Source organism: Streptomyces cinereoruber (genome assembly GCF_009299385.1).
Classification (GTDB): Bacteria; Actinomycetota; Actinomycetes; order Streptomycetales; family Streptomycetaceae; genus Streptomyces; species Streptomyces bikiniensis.
Map to the genome: position 1 here is coordinate 320272 of NZ_CP023693.1, position 15527 is coordinate 335798.

The following is a 15527-nucleotide window of genomic DNA, read 5'->3' on the forward strand; positions in this document are numbered from 1 at the left end:
CGCCGTCCGCCGCTCCCTTCCGAGACCCGGTCAGTCCGTTCTCACACCAAGCGAGGACTCCTCACACCATGTTGCGCATCGCCAGGCACTCCCCCACCACCGCTCGCCGCACGCCTCGGCGCCTGCTCGCCGCGGCCGCGGCCTTCCTCTCCCTCTCCTTCACCGGTGCGGCGCTTCCGCACTCCGTCGCGGCCGCGACGGAACCGACGGGCGACCCCGTGTCGGTCACGCCCGCGAGCCCCCGGGTGCCCGCGGGGGTCACGGCGGGAGTGGCCGTGTTCGACCGGCAGACCGGGACGTTCACCGAACAGCTCGATCCGGCCGCCACGTTCCGGTCCGCGTCGGTCGTCAAGCTCCTGATCGCCCTCGACTTCCTGTGGAGCCGCAGCCCCGACGCCATCCCGGTCGCCGACCGCACGCGGTTGGACGTCATGCTCCGCAGCAGTCAGGACGCCGCGGCCAACCACTACTGGTCGACCTACGGCGGGCCGGCGATCGTCGAGCGCATGGTCAAGCGGCTCGGGCTCGCCGACACCGCTCCCCCACCGGCGGGCCACGAGGGATACTGGGGGTACACGGCCATGTCGGCCCGCGACACCGTGAAGACCTACCGACACGTCCTGGAATCCGCTCCCGCGCCGGTTCGTGACTTCGTCATGGAGCGTCTGCGCCGGTCGACCCGGTGCGCGTCGGACTCCTTCGACCAGCACTTCGGCATCGCCGCCGCGTTCGACCGCCCCTGGGCCGTGAAGCAGGGCTGGTCGGGGAGGTACGCGAAGGGGAACTGCGGCTCCACAAGCACCGGCGCGGCCGGTGGCATCGACGTCCCGGCCCCCACGTCCGCCGACGCGGGCGGCGCCGGTGTCGACCTGGGCCGACCGGCGCTGCACACGACCGGCACCGTCGGAGCCGGTGACCGTTCGATCGTGGCCGTCTTCACGCTGCACCAGGACGGCACGTCGTACGGAAAGGCGTACACCGACCTCGGCCGGCTGACCCGTTCCCTGAACGTTCCCGGGGGAACGGCGCCGGAGGGGAAGTGGTACGGGACGTGGGGTCAGGACGTCGCCGTCCGGAAGGAACCGGTGGTCGGGGACAACCTGCTGACCCGGCTCCCGGCCGGCGTGGAGGTGCTGGTGGGCTGCCAGAAGAAGGGGCAGCTCGTCTCCGTCCCGCCGTACACCAACGACTGGTGGGCGTATCTGCCGCAGTACGGGGGCTACGTCACCAACATCTACATCAGCCATCCGGACGACCAGTTGCCGGACGTACCGCTGTGCACGAGTCAGAAGTGAACCCGGGGATTTCCGGAGAAGGAGTGACGATGTCGCGTACCTGGCGTTCCACCCTCGGTGTGGTCGGTGCCCTCCTGTGGGTCCTGGTGTCCGCCTTCGCGGCGGGTCCGGCCCGAGCGGCGGCCCTGGACGGGCCTCGCGGGGACGGCGGCCGCACCGTGGTCATGCCGCCCGCCCCCCGTGACGAGGGGCCGTCCTCGCGCGCCGTGGCGGCCGTGTCGCCGACGGTCTCGCCCTGGGCGGACTACGTGCACACGACGTCGGGGAGCCCCGTCACGTGCGCGTCGGGGAATCTCTGCACCGGGGTCTGGGACCCGGTGGTGGGCAAGTACAAGGTCTTCTTCCTCTACCGCTGCCACCAGTACTCCCTGTCCCACTGGAACGGCGTGGGGCAGGTGGTGAACAACCAGGTCGGCGCCGCCGCGTTCTTCTACGGCCAGAACGGCCAGGTGCTGGACGTCGTCCTGCCGGAGCCCACGCCCTTCACGTACGACTGGACGCCCGTGTGGTCCATCCGGAACTGCTGAGCGGCGCGCGCCGACACCGCCCGGTGGTCGTGGTCGCCTTCGGCGGCCCCGGCCACCGGGCGGCCCGCGTGACCACCCGGGACGGACCGGCTCGGGTCGGCGGCGGGGCGGTCCGGCTCCGGCGCTGTCGCCCGTGACCGCCGGTCCTCAGCTGCCGGCCTCGTTCCGGGCTCGACTCAGGACCCAGACGCCGTAGGCCTCGTTCGCGGGGTGCAGCTGGTAGGTGCCCGCCCGCAGATCGACGCGGAGTCCGGCGGCCGCGAGATCCGCCTCGAACTCGGCCGCGGTGTAGGCGTGGGCGTGCGGGGGCCGGTCCTGAAGGTGGAAGCCGATCAGGATCCGGCCGTTCTCGCCGAGAACGGCGCGCATCGCGTGCAGGGCCGCGCGTTCGGTGCCCTCGGCCAGGTAGACCATGACGTTGCCCACGCAGACGACCAGGTCGAACGGGCCGTCGTCGGGGTCGAGGTCGAGGATGTCGCGTTCCTGGATCGGCAGCCCGGGATAGGTCTCCCGCGCCTGTCGGACCAGTGTCTCGTCGGGCTCGATCGCGACCACGTCGTGCCCGCGTCGCAGAAGCGCTGCAGTGACCCGGCCCATGCCGGCACCGGCGTCGAGCACTCGGGCGCCGCGGGGCAGGAGCGTGTCGGCGAGCCGGGCCTCACCGTCGATGTCCTCGCCGGCGGAGACGAGCTCGGCGAACCGCTTGCCGTAGTTTTTGCTGCTGCCCGCCTCCTGCCAGCGGGTGCGCCGCGTCGTCATCGGCATGGTCCCGAGCGTGCCGGCGTGGTCCTGTTCATGCTCCGCATCCTAGGGCCCGTGGCGTACACATGAACATGACCGGCGGGGATTCCGGGGCCGAAGACCGTCTCGACGACACGGTCGGCCGATCCGCATCGGCGGCGCCGGGGTCGACTGCCCCGAGCAGGAACGCGGCGCGGACGACCACCGGGTCCGCCGGCAACGGCTCAAGGAGCACAGGACCCGGGGAGCCGTCACCCGGGGACAGGGCGGTCTCGCTCCCCTCGCCCCCGGGCGGCGGGACGGTCAGCCGGTCGGTCCTGTCCAGCCGGCAGGGAGGTGGGCGATGCGTACCCGCTGCGGGTGGTCGCCGACGGGCACGGACGTGATCTTCCGACCGGTGGCGAAGTCGATGGCGGTCACCTGGTCGGCGCCGCTCTCGGAGATGACGCAGGCCTTGCCGTCGCCGCTGACGGTGGCCCAGTAGGGCTTCGAGGCGGGAACCAACGGGCCTTCCTGGAGGGTGGTGCGGTCGACGACGGTGGCGTAGTCGTCCATGGTTCCGGCGATGCACAGCTTGGTGCCGTCGGGGTCCATGGACATGCCGTGGTGGCGGGAGTCGTTGACGAAGGTGTCCCGGTCGTCGCTGGTGGCCGGGTTCTTCGGCAGGGTCTTCATGCGGGTGATCCGGTCGGCGGCGACGTCGTACTCGAAGAAGCCGTTGAAGAACGACACCTGGAAGTACATCTTGGACTCGTCGGGTGTGAACGCGACCGGCCTGACCGAGTCGGAGAAGTCCTTGCCGCCGGGGAAGGCGTTCAGCCGCTCCCGCATGTCGATGGTCTTGACCACCTTGAGGGTCTGGGCGTCCGCCACGGTGATCTTGCGGTCACCCTTGAGGAAGTCCTGCCAGGGCGCGTCGAAGTCGTTGTTGACCTCGCCGATCGACATGTTCCAGATCTTGCCGTCACGGGTGAAGACGTTCTCGTGGGGCTTGTCGCCGGTGGCGAACGATCCGATCTGCCGGCCCGTGCGGATGTCCAGGACGTGCACGGTGTTACCGGTCGAGGCCGACACCGCGACCCGCGACCCGTCGGGGGAGACGGCCATGTGGTCGGCCCGGTAACCCGACACGCGGAAGCGCCACTTGAGCTTCCCGGTGGCGGTGTCGATGGAGGCCACGTCGCCGAAGCTGGGCCGCGACACCACGATCGCCGAGCCGTCGGGGGTGGTGTACATGTCGTCGACGAACTGGTCGTGGCCCTCGCCGACGGTCTCGCGAATGCCCAGGAAGAAGATCAGCCTGATCGGATCCATGTAGATCTCCCTCAGCCGCTCGCTCTTGTCGGGGACCAGGTTGATCCGGCCGACCTTGGCGAAGTCCCCCGTGGACTTGATGACGTCGGCGGTGCCCTCCCAGTTGTTGCCGACCAGCATCACCTCCTGGAGGGTGGGTTCCGCGTGCGCGGTGCTCGCGGGCGCGATGGTGCCGGCGGCCAGTAGGGCCGCAGCGGCGATGCTCCACAGTCGCCGGCGACGGCCGGGACCGTTCCGGGCGTTGCCGCCCCGCTCGGAGCTGCTCGGGGTGGGGGATGGTGCAGCGCGCATGTTTCGCTCCTCGGAAGGGAGTGGTGCCGAAAGGGGCAGGAAACCGGAGCCGCTGTGCATCGGGCCGGCCTGCGGCGTCGCGCGTGGAACGCGCTCTGCGCGGGTCGCGGGGTCGGCGGTCGGATCGGTGGTCGTCGGCGTTTTCGGGCATGGACGAGCCCGGGGGGCGCTCGCTTCGTGGGCGTCGCACACACCCCTCAAGTCTGAACATCACAGATTTCAGACTCGGGTTACCGGATGGTAGGGAGGTGCCCGAGGGCGGCGCAAGGCCTGTGCGGGAGGATCGTGTGCACGACCAGGAGGGGTGCAGTGGCGGGAAGGATCTCCCCGGGGCAGGGCCGTTACGGGGGCAGGGACGCGGCCGAGCGACGGGCTGAGCGTCGTACGCGGTTCCGCGAGGCGGGCCTGGACCTGTTCGGCGCCGGCCCCGGGTACCGGTCGACCAGACTCGGGGACCTGTGCAGAACGGCCGGACTGTCGACCCGGCAGTTCTACGAGGAGTACCGCACGCTCGAAGACCTGCTGGCAGACCTCCACCTGTACGTCAACGAGGTCGCCGAGAAGGCGGTCGTCGACACGCTGCCCGACATCGAGCACCTACCCCTGCCACAGCGGATCACCGCGAACACCTACGCCTACGTCAAGGGCGCCACCGGCGACATGCGCCACGCCCGCATCGCCTATGTCGAGATCGTCGGCGTCAGCCCCCGCATCGACCACCAGCGTCTCGAGCGTCGCGCCGTCTGGATCGAACTGGTGAGCCGGATCGCGGACGAGGCTGCCGAGCGCGGCGAGATACCTCCGGGTGACTACCGCATCACCGCCGCGGCCCTCATCGGCGCCGTGAACGGCCTGATGCACGACTGGGTCGTCGGCTGGGTCGACGCCACTCGGGAGGAGATCGCCGACGAACTCCTGCAGATCATCCTCGGCAGATACGGACTTGCCGCCGGAACGTGACCCGAAGGGATCGGACCGGATGATCGGGTTCCGGCCGGTCGCATCCACGCGGCTCGTGCGACCGGCGCTTCTTCTCGCGGACACCGATCGGCGGCCCGCGCACGGCCGAGGAGTCGCCTTCGCCTGTCCTGGTCACGGGTAGAACGGTCTTCGAAGTACTGGGTGCCGGCGCGGAAACGCATTGCGGAAGGTCGCGTCCGTTCAAACGGGCGTGCCTGGACGGCCGGGGACGGCAGGCCCCATGGAGTCATGGGCCGGGACGCTGTCGACAGAGCGGCCCGAGCACCTGGAAGGGGTCGACGCCTCCTGGGGTCCGGTCGCACTCGCTGTCCAGCAGCACGCCTTCCCCCGTCCGGCAGCGCCTGGGCCGTGTTCCAGTGCCCGGAACGCCCGCCTCGCCGTCAAGGGCGGCAACCGGATGATCCAGCTGGTCAGCGAGAACAAGACCTATGTCAGCAGCCTGCACGACCGCCGCACGGTGCGGGGACCTGAGTGCGACAGTTCCAAGGCCGGCGGCCTGGTCGTCCAGCGCGCATGCCTGCGGGCCGTTCCCCCTTCTCGGGGGGACGGCCCGTTCTCGTCACTTCCGCACCCGCCGGGCCGGCGGCCGGGCCCATCCGGCGGGAGCGAGTTCCCCGTCGCGGACCTCTACGCCAAGGCCTCGCGCCCAGAACGCGGGTTCGTCAACTCCAGGACGCATAGTTCACCCTTCTCGGTGGCGCACGGATGCCAGGAGGCGGTGCCATCCGGTCAACACGGGCGGTACGCGCGCGGACAGTGCGCCGCGGGTGGCCGGCGGGAGGCTCCGAGAGTCCCGGCAGCGGGCGGAAGGCAGCGGCCCCGGTGCGACCACGGGTAAACCCGTCGGTCGGGGCTGGCCGAGACTCCCCAGTCGTCACTTCACGCAACTCTCCGGGAGCGGTGAGCTACGGAGCGCACCGGCGCCGTCCTCCCGTTCCGTCCGCGACCCGACGTTCGGCGGGACGGCCCACAGCGCACCGCCGACCGATCGGAGACGCCAGCATGAGCACCCCTCCTTCCGTCCCGCTCCGGGTCACCCTCGTCAACGGAAGCTTCGAACAGCCGCCCGTCGCCGACATGGCCTTCCTTCCGGACGCCTCCCAGACCCAGGCCTCCCGGCACGTTCCGGGCTGGCTCACCACCGCGACCGACCACATGGTCGAACTGTGGCACTCCGGCTTCAACGGGGTTCCCTCCGCCGAGGGCGAGCAGTTCGCCGAACTCAACGCCAACCAGGTCTCCACCCTCTACCAGGACCTGCCGACCACCCCCGGCACCAAGCTGTACTGGCGGCTCTACCACCGCGGCCGACAGGGACAGGACACCATGGCCCTGGACATCGGCGCCCCGGGCGGCACGGTCGAACAGCGCACCTTCACCGACGGCAACACGGCATGGGGCTTCTACACCGGCACCTACACCGTTCCGGCCGGCCAGACCACCACCCGTTTCGCCTTCCGGTCCGTCTCGGCCGCCGGCGGCAACCGCGGGATCGGCAACTTCCTCGACGGGGTGTTCTTCGGCACCGCTCCGCACGTGGTGCTCACCAAGAGTGCCGTACCGGAGGGCCCGTTGGACGCCGGGGACGTCGTCACGTACCGGATCACCGCCAGGAACGAGGGCGGCGGAGACGCCGAGCGGCTCGTCCTGACCGACGTCCTGCCCCCGGGGACGACGTACGTACCCGGTTCGTTGCGGATCGTCGACGGCCCGAACGCGGGCGTGAAGACCGACCGGGCGGGTGACGACCAGGCCACGTACGACGCCGGGACCAACACGGTGGTCTTCCGGCTCGGCGCCGGCGCCTCGGCGTCGCAGGGCGGCAGTCTGGCCAGTACCGCCGCCCTGCCGAGCGGCACCACCGTCGAGTACCGGGTCGGGCTCGGACGGGAGACGGCGGGCACCCTCGTCGCCAACACCGCTGCGGCGACCTACGAGAACTGGCTCGGCCCGACTCCGGAGCCGTTGGCGTCCACGTCCGACGAGGCCGTGACCGAGGTCAGGCCGGCCGCCGACCTGACCGTGGTGAAGGCGGCCGACGCGACCACCGTCACCGTCGGGCAGACGGTGACCTACCGCTTGGGCGTCCACAACGCCGGCCCCAGCCCGGCGACCGGGGTCACGGTCACCGACCGGCTCCCGAACGGGCTCGTGTTCCTGTCCGCCGACACCGCCTCCGGGACCTACGTTCCGGAGACCGGGGAGTGGTCGGTCGGTGAGATGGCCGTGGGCGCCCGCGCGGTCCTCACCCTGCGGGCGAAGGCCATCAGGCCCGTGCGCGTCACCAACACCGCCGTCGTCACGGCCGCCGAGAAGGACCCCGGTCCGGCGAACAACACCGACTCCGTCACCGTCTGCGTCGAACCCGCGCCGACCTGCTGCACCCCCTGCGTACCACGCGCCTGAACCCGTACGGGATCGCACCCGGCCCCGGGGGAACCGTGACCTCCCGGGGCTCGGGGCCTGCCTGTTCGAGTGTGCTCCGGGTGGCGGCGGGGCCGGGAGCCCAAGGCACGGGGACGGCGTGGAGTCGGGCGGTCCGGGCGTCCCGAGGACGAGCGACGTTCCCGGAGCCGCTTCGAGCCCGCGATTCTCCTCCGGCGGCTCAGGCCGCCGCGCCGGCTCACGACGAACGGCGCGGGCCGTTCGTCCGACCGGGGACCCGCCGGAGGAGGAAGGTCCGGCGGGTCCTGCATGTCCGGAGCGCCCCCGAGCGCTCCACCCCCCGCATGCCCGAGGACCGACATGAAGCGGAAGCCCACTTCGTCTGCCGGTGCCATGGCCATGGCCGGTGGGGTCGTCACGGCGGCCGTGACCACGGTGACCGACCAGGCGTCCGAGGTGGACCACGGACGGCCCGTTTCCGCTCCCGTCCCGCACGCGGCCGTGGTCTTCGGGTGGCAAGCGCATGCGGCTGCCATGATCGGAGCATGCCTTCCGCTTCCCTCCTCGCCGCCCGGGCGGCCCTCCACGCGCACCTGCAGCGGCACTTTCCCGAGCAGGTCATCGACGAGCTGCCGGGCGTCGACGGCCCCATCGCCGAGCGGGTGCCCGGGTTCCGGGTGTTCCGGATCCACCCCCGTGAACCCGGCGGGTGGTGGGTGTACGTGACGTCCGGCTGCTGGGCCGCGACCCAGGAGGGCGGACACGGGGCGGAGTTCTTCCTGGCAGCCCCGCGGGACGACTGGCTGAACCGGGAAAGCCTCACCGTGAACGCGTACTACCACTGCGGCCCGGACCATCAGCGGCTGGACGTCGGGCACACCGTCCCCATCGGCCGGCCGTGGCTCGACGACTCCGCGTGCGACCACTACCTGATCAGCCTGCCGTACCCGTACGGCCCTGACTTCGAGGTCTGCACCTGGGACGAAACGGACCACGTCCGACTCCTGTGGCTGCTGCCGATCACCAAGGCGGAGAAGGACCACCGCCACGAACACGGCCTCGAAGCCCTGGAGAGCCTCTTCGACGAGCGGGAGATCGATCCGGTCGACCCGTACCGCTCGTCCGTGGTCTAGGGCCTGTCCGGCGGATCAGGGTCGGACAGGCCCTAGTTCATTTCTCTCGAATCATCCGATCGCCGGTCGATGCGTGCCGTCGACTGGCGCGCAGTGGGCGCGGATCGAGCCGCTGCCACCGGACCGGGGACCGAAGAGGGGTGGGTGACGGCATGATCGCCGGCGGGTGATCGATGCGATCGCATTCGAGTACCGCGCCGGCACGCCCCGGGGGGACCTCCAGAAGCGTTTCGGCTCGGGTTCACAACAGGCCGCCGACCCCCGGTGGATCGTTGATGATCCGCTGAGGCTCTTCGCCCCGTTCCGCGGTGCGGGACGCGGCGGGAGGCGACGAAGCCCGTGGAGGCTCCACGAACGGGTGCAGGTGAGGCAGTGCGCTCAAGCCCCCCAGCGCAACGGCGAGGAGCGCTCGGGCTTCCTCGGAGACGGTTGTCGCCGCGCGGGCGGTCCGTGCCGCGGCCTTGCCCGCCTCGGTGGCCGCCGCCCTCTGCGTCCGGACGGCGGGACTGCTGAGTACGGGCAGGACCGCGAGAACGGCGATGTAGAGCGCGAGCGGCAACCAGAGCTCGGACAGCTGAGCCGTTACGGCTCCTGCAACCAGGGCTCCGGTCAGCAGGCGGGACCTCAGGCGGTAGGCCCTTGCGCGTGTGCTCTTCCAAGCGGTCACCCGCGGCGAGCCGGCGGTGATGCCCTCGGGCAGGCCCCGTTCACGCAGCAGGCCGTCCGTGACCAGACGCTCGTGCAGTGCCCGCCACGGCGGGACGGACAGGTCGTAGGGGCCGAAGGACGTGGAGAGCCATCCACGTCCCCCGGCCAGCAGGTCGAGCAGTACGGCTTCCACCTCGTCACGCGGATGGGGGTCCTCCACCCGGAACCTGTACCCGTCGTACCCCCTGCCCAGCAGCGTCAGCCGCTGCTCGGCATGCATCCGCACCAGAGCCACACCCAGGATGTTCCCGGGGCCGAAACGGTTCTCGATACAGGCCAGCTCGTACAGGGACAGCCGCTGTCCCGACGGCCGGCCCGGGCCCGCACCGGCGGCCAGCGCACGCCACTCGCGCTCCTCGGCCGACCAGAAACACACCATCACGACCGCCGAGAACACCACCACATAGATCCCGGCCACCACGCCGACCCACGCATCGACCACGACTGTCCCAGCCCTCCCCCGCCTCACTCCACGGACGAGACCCTCCTTCGGGGGCCAGGTGTGAACTGCCCGGTTCCGGCACTCCTTACGCGCCGTCCATCCGGCCCCGCGACATGCGCGCCGTCGACCGGGGCGGGAGGAGCGGCGGCGCCGGCGCTGCACGACCGCCCGCCCCGCCCCGCCCCGCCCCGCCCCGCCCCGGTCGTCCGCGTGCCCCCTGCCGGCAACATCGTGTCGCCCTCCGCCGGGTGGATCGGATCGAACACGGCAAGTGGGAAGCGGCGGCCGGGACGGAAGGGCGCACAGGGCCCGCCGGTCCGCGAACGGACGCGCAACGGGCGGCAGACGGGGTTGCCGCACGGCCGGTCACCGTGCGCGGGCGAGACCTCCACGTGGGCGTCGTCCTTCTACCGTGGTGGATACGGATCCCGGTCACAGCGGTCCGGATCGTACGACGGAGGCAAATGTGTTGATCACCATTGCGGACGTGGAAGCCGCGGCCGAGCAGATCGCCGGACACGTCCTACGGACTCCGACGGTGTCGAGCCCCGGCCTTTCCGCGCTCCTGGGCGTGGACGTCACCGCGAAACTGGAACTGCTGCAGCGCACCGGCTCCTTCAAGGCACGCGGTGCGACGGCGAAGCTGCTCACGCTCGGCGAGGCCGAGCGGGCTGCCGGAGTCGTGGCGGTGAGTGGCGGCAACCACGGCATCGGGGTCGCCGTCATGGCCGGTGAGCTGGGCGTCGAAGCCACCGTCGTCATGCCGCGGTCCGCCCCCGGCCGTGCGGTGGACATCGTCGAGGAGTCCGGGGCGAACGTCACCCTCGTCGACACCATGGACGGTGCGTTCGCCCTCGTGGAGGAGCTCCGGGCCAAGGGGCTCACCCTGGTTCACCCCTTCGACGATCCCGTCGTCATCGCGGCTCAGGGCACGGTGGGTCTGGAATTCGCGGAGGACGCCGGGGAACTCACCGACGTGCTCGTCAGCATCGGCGGTGGAGGACTGATCGCCGGGGTCGCCACCGCGCTGCACGCGCGCCGCCCCGGCGTACGGATCTGGGGCGTGGAGACCGAAGGCGCGCGAGCCATGTCGGCGGCCCTGGCCTCCGGTGGGCCGGTGCCGGTCGAACTGTCCTCGATCGTCTCGACGCTGAGCGCCCCCAGCGTCTCCCGGCGCACCTACGAGCACGCCTCGGCCCTGGTCACCGATGTCGTCACGGTGACCGATGCCGAGGCCGTCCAGGGCGTCCTCGACCTGGCCGACCACGCGAAGATCTGGGCCGAACCCGCCGCCGGCTGTCTGCTGCCCGCAGCGCGCCGGGTGCTGGAGCGCGTCGGTGAAGGCGTCAAGCTCGGCCTGGTGGTCTGCGGCGGCAATGCGACGACCACCGATGTGGCCGCCTGGGCCGGGCGCTTCGGGCTTCGCTGATCCCCGGTGTGGAACGTCGGGGCTGCCGCCGCTGCCCCGTCATCTGCCGGCCACGTCTGCGCACCGCGCTTCGCCGGGAGTGAGAGCGGGAGCTCGCCGGAGGGGTCGGCCCGCTCGACGCGCCGGAGCGCCTGCGCAGCGGTCGTACCCGCGCGGCCTCACATCCGGGATCTCAGCACGCCGACCTCGCAGCCCGGTGCGAAGGGGTCGAAGCCGTGCTCGATCAGCCAGCGGACCGCCAGCAGGCTGCGCAACGACCACCACGCGCGGATCACGTCGAGGTCGACGTCGGTGCCGTAGCCGGCGAGGACGTCGTCGAGGTGCTCCTCGTGTCCGAGCGTGAAGGTGGCCAGGTCGTACAGGGCGTCGCCCCGGCCCGCCTCCGACCAGTCGATGATGCCGGTGACCTCGTCGCCGTAGACGAAGACGTGCGCGATCTGCAGGTCGCCGTGCGTGAACGCCGGAGTCCACGGCCGGAGCACGGCCTGGGCGACCCGGCGGTTACGGGCGACCAGGTCGGCGGGCAGGAGGCCCCTCGTCACGAGCAGCTCGCACTCGGCGTCGAGTTCCGCCGCCAGCGCGCCGCCGCTCCGCCCGGCCCGACCCGGACGGGACGGCGGCGGCGCGTCGTGCAGCCTCCGGATGACGGCGCCCGCCGCGGCCCACGCCGCCGGCGACCCGGTCGACGGCCCGCCGAGGCGCCCGAGCGTCGTCCCCGGGAGCGCGGCGATCGCGAGCACGGGCGGCTTGCGCCACAGGACCTCCGGGGTCGGGACCGGTGCGAGGGACATCGCCTCGACCTCGGCGTCGAGGCGCGCCCGATCGGCGTCCACCTTCAGGAACACGTCGCCGACGCGCAGGGTCGCGCGCTCGGAATGGGCGACGACGACCTCGACCTCATCCATGGGCGACCAGTATCCCGGAAGTGATCGTCGACGTCGCCGGATCCGTCACATGCGGCGACACAGCCGCCGGACGCGGATCGTACGAGAGGGGCCGCCCGTGTCCTGCGGATCGACTGCCGCAACGCCCGGTCCCCCGCCGAGCCGGCCAAGGGGGTCACGGGGCGCGTGATCCGGTGTCAGCGCACGCGCACGCCGAGGACGGCGAAGTCGTCGGTGGGAGCTCGGGGACCGTACGCGGCGATCTCCTCCGCCAAGAGGCGCACGGTCGCTTCGGCCGAGGCCCTGGGGGTGCGCGCGAGGACCGCGTGCACGCCCGCCTCGCCGAGCATGACGTCGTTCGAACGGTGCTCGGTGACGCCGTCGGTGTAGAAGAGCAGCAGATCACCGGATTCCAGCGTGTGGTGGACAGTTCGCAGACGGGGCTCGCTCACCACTCCGAGGAGGGTTCCCGGGTGGCCCACGGGAACGACGGTCCCGTCGCTCCGGCGCAGCAGCGGGTGCGGATGGCCTCCCAGGACCAGGGTGAGGCGCGTCCCTGAACCGTCCGGGCGCAGGGTCGCGCAGGCCGTGGTGCAGAAGCGACGAGTGGACGGCGGCTCGTCGAGGAGGGCGGCGTTGACGGCGCGCAGGAGGGCGGCGGGATCGGTGGTGCTCCGTCCCGTCGCGCGGACGGTGTGGCGGACGAGACCGGTGAGCGCCGCGGCCCGTGGGCCCTTGCCCGCGACATCGCCGACGGTGACGGTCCAGTCCTGGGGTCCGCTGGGGAACACGTCGTAGAAGTCCCCGCCCATCAGGGTGCCCTTCTGACCGGGATGGTGAAGGGCGGACAGTTCGAGGCCCGGCACGTCGGGCAGGGCTCGGGGCAGCAGACTTTCCTGGAGCCGGCGCGCCACCTCCGCCTGCTCCGTGTGGTGCCGGGCGTTCTGGATCGCCGGGGTCGCGCGGCAGGAGAGCTCCCGGGCGAGTCGGACGTCCTCCTCGGTGAAGGGCGAACGCCCGGCGCCGGACCTCACCAGGACCATGGCTCCGACCACGGTGCCCGACCGGGCCACGGGGACGGCCAGCCACGGGCCCGCGGGTGAGGGGCGGCGCCGGGTGCGACTGCCTTCGCCGGGATGCGGGGAGGGGTTCAGGGCGCGGGTGACGTCCGTACCCCGTTCGTGGCGTCCGGTGCGGATGACGGCGCCGACTCCGTCCCGTGCGTCCGGGTGCGGGAGAGACGCTTCGGCCAGATCACGCAGTTCCCGCTGCCGACGCGGGTCGCCATGGGCCAGAGCGGCCAGTACCGGATGGCCGGTGTCGTCGGCGAGGTAGAGGAGGCAGCCGTCGGCAAGGCTCGGTACGACGGAGCCCGTGACGGCATCGAAGGTTGCCTCACGGTCGAGCGAGGCCCCCAGCAGGGCACCCGCGTCCGCCAGGATGCGCAGCCGCTCCCGGGCGCTCCCGTCGTCCCTCCTGTCTTCGCCGTCGGGCCGTGGCCTCGTGCGTTCCGGGGCCCGTGCGTGCCGGTCGGTGCGCAGCACCAGCATCAGGCGGTCGTTCCGCAGCCGGAAGGCCCGGTACTCGCGGTCCGTCGTGCGGTGGGCGCCCTTCCGGGCCGGGGTGAACACGCCGTGTTCCGGCAGACCGGTGTTCAGCACGTCCAGGCAGGCGGCGAGGACCCCGTCGCCTGCCGTCCGCGTCCGGGACCACAGGGTGCCGCACGGGCCTCCGGCGGGCGCCGCGCCGGGCACGTGGCCGGTCCGGGCGGCCGCGTTCGCGTACTCCAGACACAGATCGACGGCACGGCCGTCGGCGTCCCGTACCGCCACCGAGATGGAGACGGCGTCCGGCAGTAACTCGAACGCCTCGGCCAGGGGTGTGTCGGCGGACCCGTCCCCAGGGGTGTCCGCGTGGCCGTCCTCGGCTCCGGGCGCTGCCGTCGTCACGCTTTCGCCCCCTGTTCCCGCCGGCGGGCCGCCAGGCAATAGTTGTCGCACGGCAAGTATTCCATGGACGAGGCGGAGCGAGGCAGGGAGGAAGGATGTTCACCCGCTCCCCCTCGACGTGACCGGTCCCGGCGGCACGGGCCGTGACGGACGTCGGGACCGGTCAAGATGCCTGCCGACAGGCATGGAGGGTGCCGTACGGGGCAGGCGGAGGGGACCGTCCTCGATCTCGCGCCCTCCTATGAATGACGACCCGGACCAGACCTCCGGCCCCTCGGCCGACGAAGAGGCGACCACCGCGATGCTGGAGTTGTGGGAGAACCTGGAACTACGGCGGGAACCCGCAGGTCTCGCCCACCGGATCCTGGTCCTGTTGGAGCACTTCGGCCGATTGTCACCGGGGAGGCTGGCGCAGCTCCTCCGCGTACCGACCACCTCGCTGAGCCGCATGACCGCCAAGCTCGCACAAGCCGGGCTGGTGACCAGCGCTCCGGCACCGGGCGACGGGCGGGGCAGGATCGTCACCGCCACACGGGCCGGCCGGCAGTTGCTCGCCGAGATGCGAGCCGAGCGGCTGACCGAGCCGTCCCCCCTCCTGCCGGAGCACGCCGAGAACGAAGCCGTACGGGCCGGACTCGCCGGCCTGCTCGCCGCTCTGCACAGGTCACTGCGCGACCACGAGGGGAACCGCTGACCTCCAGCGGCCCGGCTTCGCCCCGCACGCGGGCCTCTCACCGCGTACCCGCCTGCCCGTCACCGGTCACACGGCCGCAATACTTGTCATTTGACAAGTATCTGCCCGAGGAACGAATCTGTCGCAGCATCACGAGGCATACAGACGGCCTCCACATCTCCTCGAAGGGAGGAACCGTGCATCGATCGGCACAACCGTCGACTTCAGGCCGACTCCGTGACGCCGGCGCTCGTCTCCTCACGGGGGGACCCGACACCGGCAGCGGTTCGGATCCCGGACAGCCCCCGCACCAGCATGGCCTGCTCGGTCGGGGTCATCTTCCCCAGCAATTCGCGCAGGACCTCCTCACGGCGGGAGCGGAACGCCCTGAGGTAGCCCGCCCCCCTGCGTGACAGACGCAGCTCCAGCTCGCGGCGATCACAGGGGTTATGGCCACGATCGATGAAGCCCACCGCTCGGAGGCGGTCGCACATACGGCTGACCGACGACGGCATGGAGTCCAGCTTCTCCGCCAGAGTGCGCAGATTCACCACCCCCTCGCGTTCCAGCACGTACAGCACGCGCACCTGGGAAGAGGACAGCGGAGCCGTCGACACCGTCTCCCCCTGGGACCACAGCACTTCGAGCAGTTCCAGGACCTCGAGCGCCGCACCGGCAGCAGAGCCCTCCGCACCGTTACGCCGCGCCGTTTCCTCCGGTCGCCGAGACACGAGAGAAAACCCCCTTTTTCGCACCCGTTCTGAAACTAGGCGGT

13 protein-coding genes are annotated in these 15527 nt (G+C 71.6%); 7 read left to right on the plus strand and 6 right to left on the minus strand.

Annotated elements, in window-relative coordinates; all coding sequences use genetic code 11:
• The first annotated feature begins 68 nt into the window (after nucleotides 1-68).
• Together CP977_RS01470 and CP977_RS01475 are read left to right on the plus strand one after the other, a co-directional pair.
• Entirely contained in the window at nucleotides 69-1295 is a 1227-nt protein-coding gene (locus tag CP977_RS01470) for a serine hydrolase (protein ID WP_152369466.1), read from the plus strand.
• A gap of 29 nt (nucleotides 1296-1324) precedes the next feature.
• Nucleotides 1325-1822 (plus strand): hypothetical protein, encoded by a 498-nt coding sequence (locus tag CP977_RS01475; protein ID WP_152369467.1) that lies wholly within the window; start codon nucleotides 1325-1327, stop codon nucleotides 1820-1822.
• A gap of 147 nt (nucleotides 1823-1969) precedes the next feature.
• Here CP977_RS01475 and CP977_RS01480 read toward each other — a convergent pair whose 3' ends face one another.
• Both CP977_RS01480 and CP977_RS01485 read right to left on the minus strand, forming a co-directional pair.
• Complete coding sequence (locus CP977_RS01480; protein ID WP_152369468.1) at nucleotides 1970-2587, minus strand: class I SAM-dependent methyltransferase; 618 nt, start codon at nucleotides 2585-2587, stop codon at nucleotides 1970-1972.
• A gap of 279 nt (nucleotides 2588-2866) precedes the next feature.
• The gene (locus CP977_RS01485) at nucleotides 2867-4168 is read right to left on the minus strand and encodes a YncE family protein (protein ID WP_152369469.1); all 1302 of its coding nucleotides are present in this window, start codon (nucleotides 4166-4168) and stop codon (nucleotides 2867-2869) included.
• 309 nt (nucleotides 4169-4477) lie between these two features.
• Between CP977_RS01485 and CP977_RS01490 the strand changes: the two genes are divergently transcribed.
• The 3 genes from CP977_RS01490 (at nucleotide 4478) to CP977_RS01500 (ending at nucleotide 8667) form a co-directional block, all read left to right on the plus strand.
• On the plus strand, nucleotides 4478-5128 hold the full coding sequence (locus CP977_RS01490; protein ID WP_062760882.1) for a TetR/AcrR family transcriptional regulator: 651 nt from the start codon (nucleotides 4478-4480) through the stop codon (nucleotides 5126-5128).
• Between the two features lie 1023 nt (nucleotides 5129-6151).
• Nucleotides 6152-7555: a DUF7507 domain-containing protein gene (locus CP977_RS01495; RefSeq protein WP_109186207.1), complete on the plus strand. Its 1404-nt coding sequence runs from the start codon at nucleotides 6152-6154 to the stop codon at nucleotides 7553-7555.
• Nucleotides 7556-8079: 524 nt separating this feature from the next.
• On the plus strand, nucleotides 8080-8667 hold the full coding sequence (locus CP977_RS01500) for a suppressor of fused domain protein (RefSeq protein WP_062760883.1): 588 nt from the start codon (nucleotides 8080-8082) through the stop codon (nucleotides 8665-8667).
• Between the two features lie 241 nt (nucleotides 8668-8908).
• Here the strand turns inward: CP977_RS01500 and CP977_RS01505 are convergent, their stop codons facing one another.
• The gene (locus CP977_RS01505) at nucleotides 8909-9817 is read right to left on the minus strand and encodes a hypothetical protein (protein WP_152369470.1); all 909 of its coding nucleotides are present in this window, start codon (nucleotides 9815-9817) and stop codon (nucleotides 8909-8911) included.
• Between the two features lie 469 nt (nucleotides 9818-10286).
• Here CP977_RS01505 and CP977_RS01510 point away from each other — a divergent pair, with 469 nt between their 5' ends.
• Nucleotides 10287-11246 (plus strand): threonine/serine dehydratase family protein, encoded by a 960-nt coding sequence (locus CP977_RS01510; protein ID WP_109186210.1) that lies wholly within the window; start codon nucleotides 10287-10289, stop codon nucleotides 11244-11246.
• A gap of 158 nt (nucleotides 11247-11404) precedes the next feature.
• On the opposite strand, the gene CP977_RS01515 is transcribed toward CP977_RS01510, so the two are convergent.
• Both CP977_RS01515 and CP977_RS01520 read right to left on the minus strand, forming a co-directional pair.
• On the minus strand, nucleotides 11405-12151 hold the full coding sequence (locus tag CP977_RS01515; protein WP_152369471.1) for a phosphotransferase family protein: 747 nt from the start codon (nucleotides 12149-12151) through the stop codon (nucleotides 11405-11407).
• Nucleotides 12152-12327: 176 nt separating this feature from the next.
• Nucleotides 12328-14079, minus strand: a complete 1752-nt coding sequence (locus tag CP977_RS01520; protein WP_167309051.1) for a PP2C family protein-serine/threonine phosphatase — start codon at nucleotides 14077-14079, stop codon at nucleotides 12328-12330.
• A 241-nt stretch (nucleotides 14080-14320) separates the two neighbouring features.
• Here CP977_RS01520 and CP977_RS33955 point away from each other — a divergent pair, with 241 nt between their 5' ends.
• Complete coding sequence (locus CP977_RS33955; protein WP_062760888.1) at nucleotides 14321-14773, plus strand: MarR family transcriptional regulator; 453 nt, start codon at nucleotides 14321-14323, stop codon at nucleotides 14771-14773.
• A gap of 203 nt (nucleotides 14774-14976) precedes the next feature.
• Here CP977_RS33955 and CP977_RS01530 read toward each other — a convergent pair whose 3' ends face one another.
• Nucleotides 14977-15483 carry a MarR family winged helix-turn-helix transcriptional regulator gene (locus CP977_RS01530; RefSeq protein ID WP_079131639.1) on the minus strand — a complete coding sequence of 169 codons (507 nt, stop codon included), beginning with the start codon at nucleotides 15481-15483 and terminating at the stop codon, nucleotides 14977-14979.
• Nucleotides 15484-15527: the final 44 nt, after the last annotated feature.

Bases quoted from the DNA above. Each gene is read 5' to 3' on its own strand.
- CP977_RS01500 (WP_062760883.1), top strand. From the start codon at position 8,080: ATGCCTTCCGCTTCCCTCCTCGCCGCCCGGGCGGCCCTCCACGCGCAC.
- CP977_RS01515 (WP_152369471.1), bottom strand. From the start codon at position 12,151: ATGGATGAGGTCGAGGTCGTCGTCGCCCATTCCGAGCGCGCGACCCTG.
- CP977_RS33955 (WP_062760888.1), top strand. From the start codon at position 14,321: ATGAATGACGACCCGGACCAGACCTCCGGCCCCTCGGCCGACGAAGAG.
- CP977_RS01480 (WP_152369468.1), bottom strand. From the start codon at position 2,587: ATGCCGATGACGACGCGGCGCACCCGCTGGCAGGAGGCGGGCAGCAGC.
- CP977_RS01475 (WP_152369467.1), top strand. From the start codon at position 1,325: ATGTCGCGTACCTGGCGTTCCACCCTCGGTGTGGTCGGTGCCCTCCTG.
- CP977_RS01470 (WP_152369466.1), top strand. From the start codon at position 69: ATGTTGCGCATCGCCAGGCACTCCCCCACCACCGCTCGCCGCACGCCT.
- CP977_RS01495 (WP_109186207.1), top strand. From the start codon at position 6,152: ATGAGCACCCCTCCTTCCGTCCCGCTCCGGGTCACCCTCGTCAACGGA.
- CP977_RS01485 (WP_152369469.1), bottom strand. From the start codon at position 4,168: ATGCGCGCTGCACCATCCCCCACCCCGAGCAGCTCCGAGCGGGGCGGC.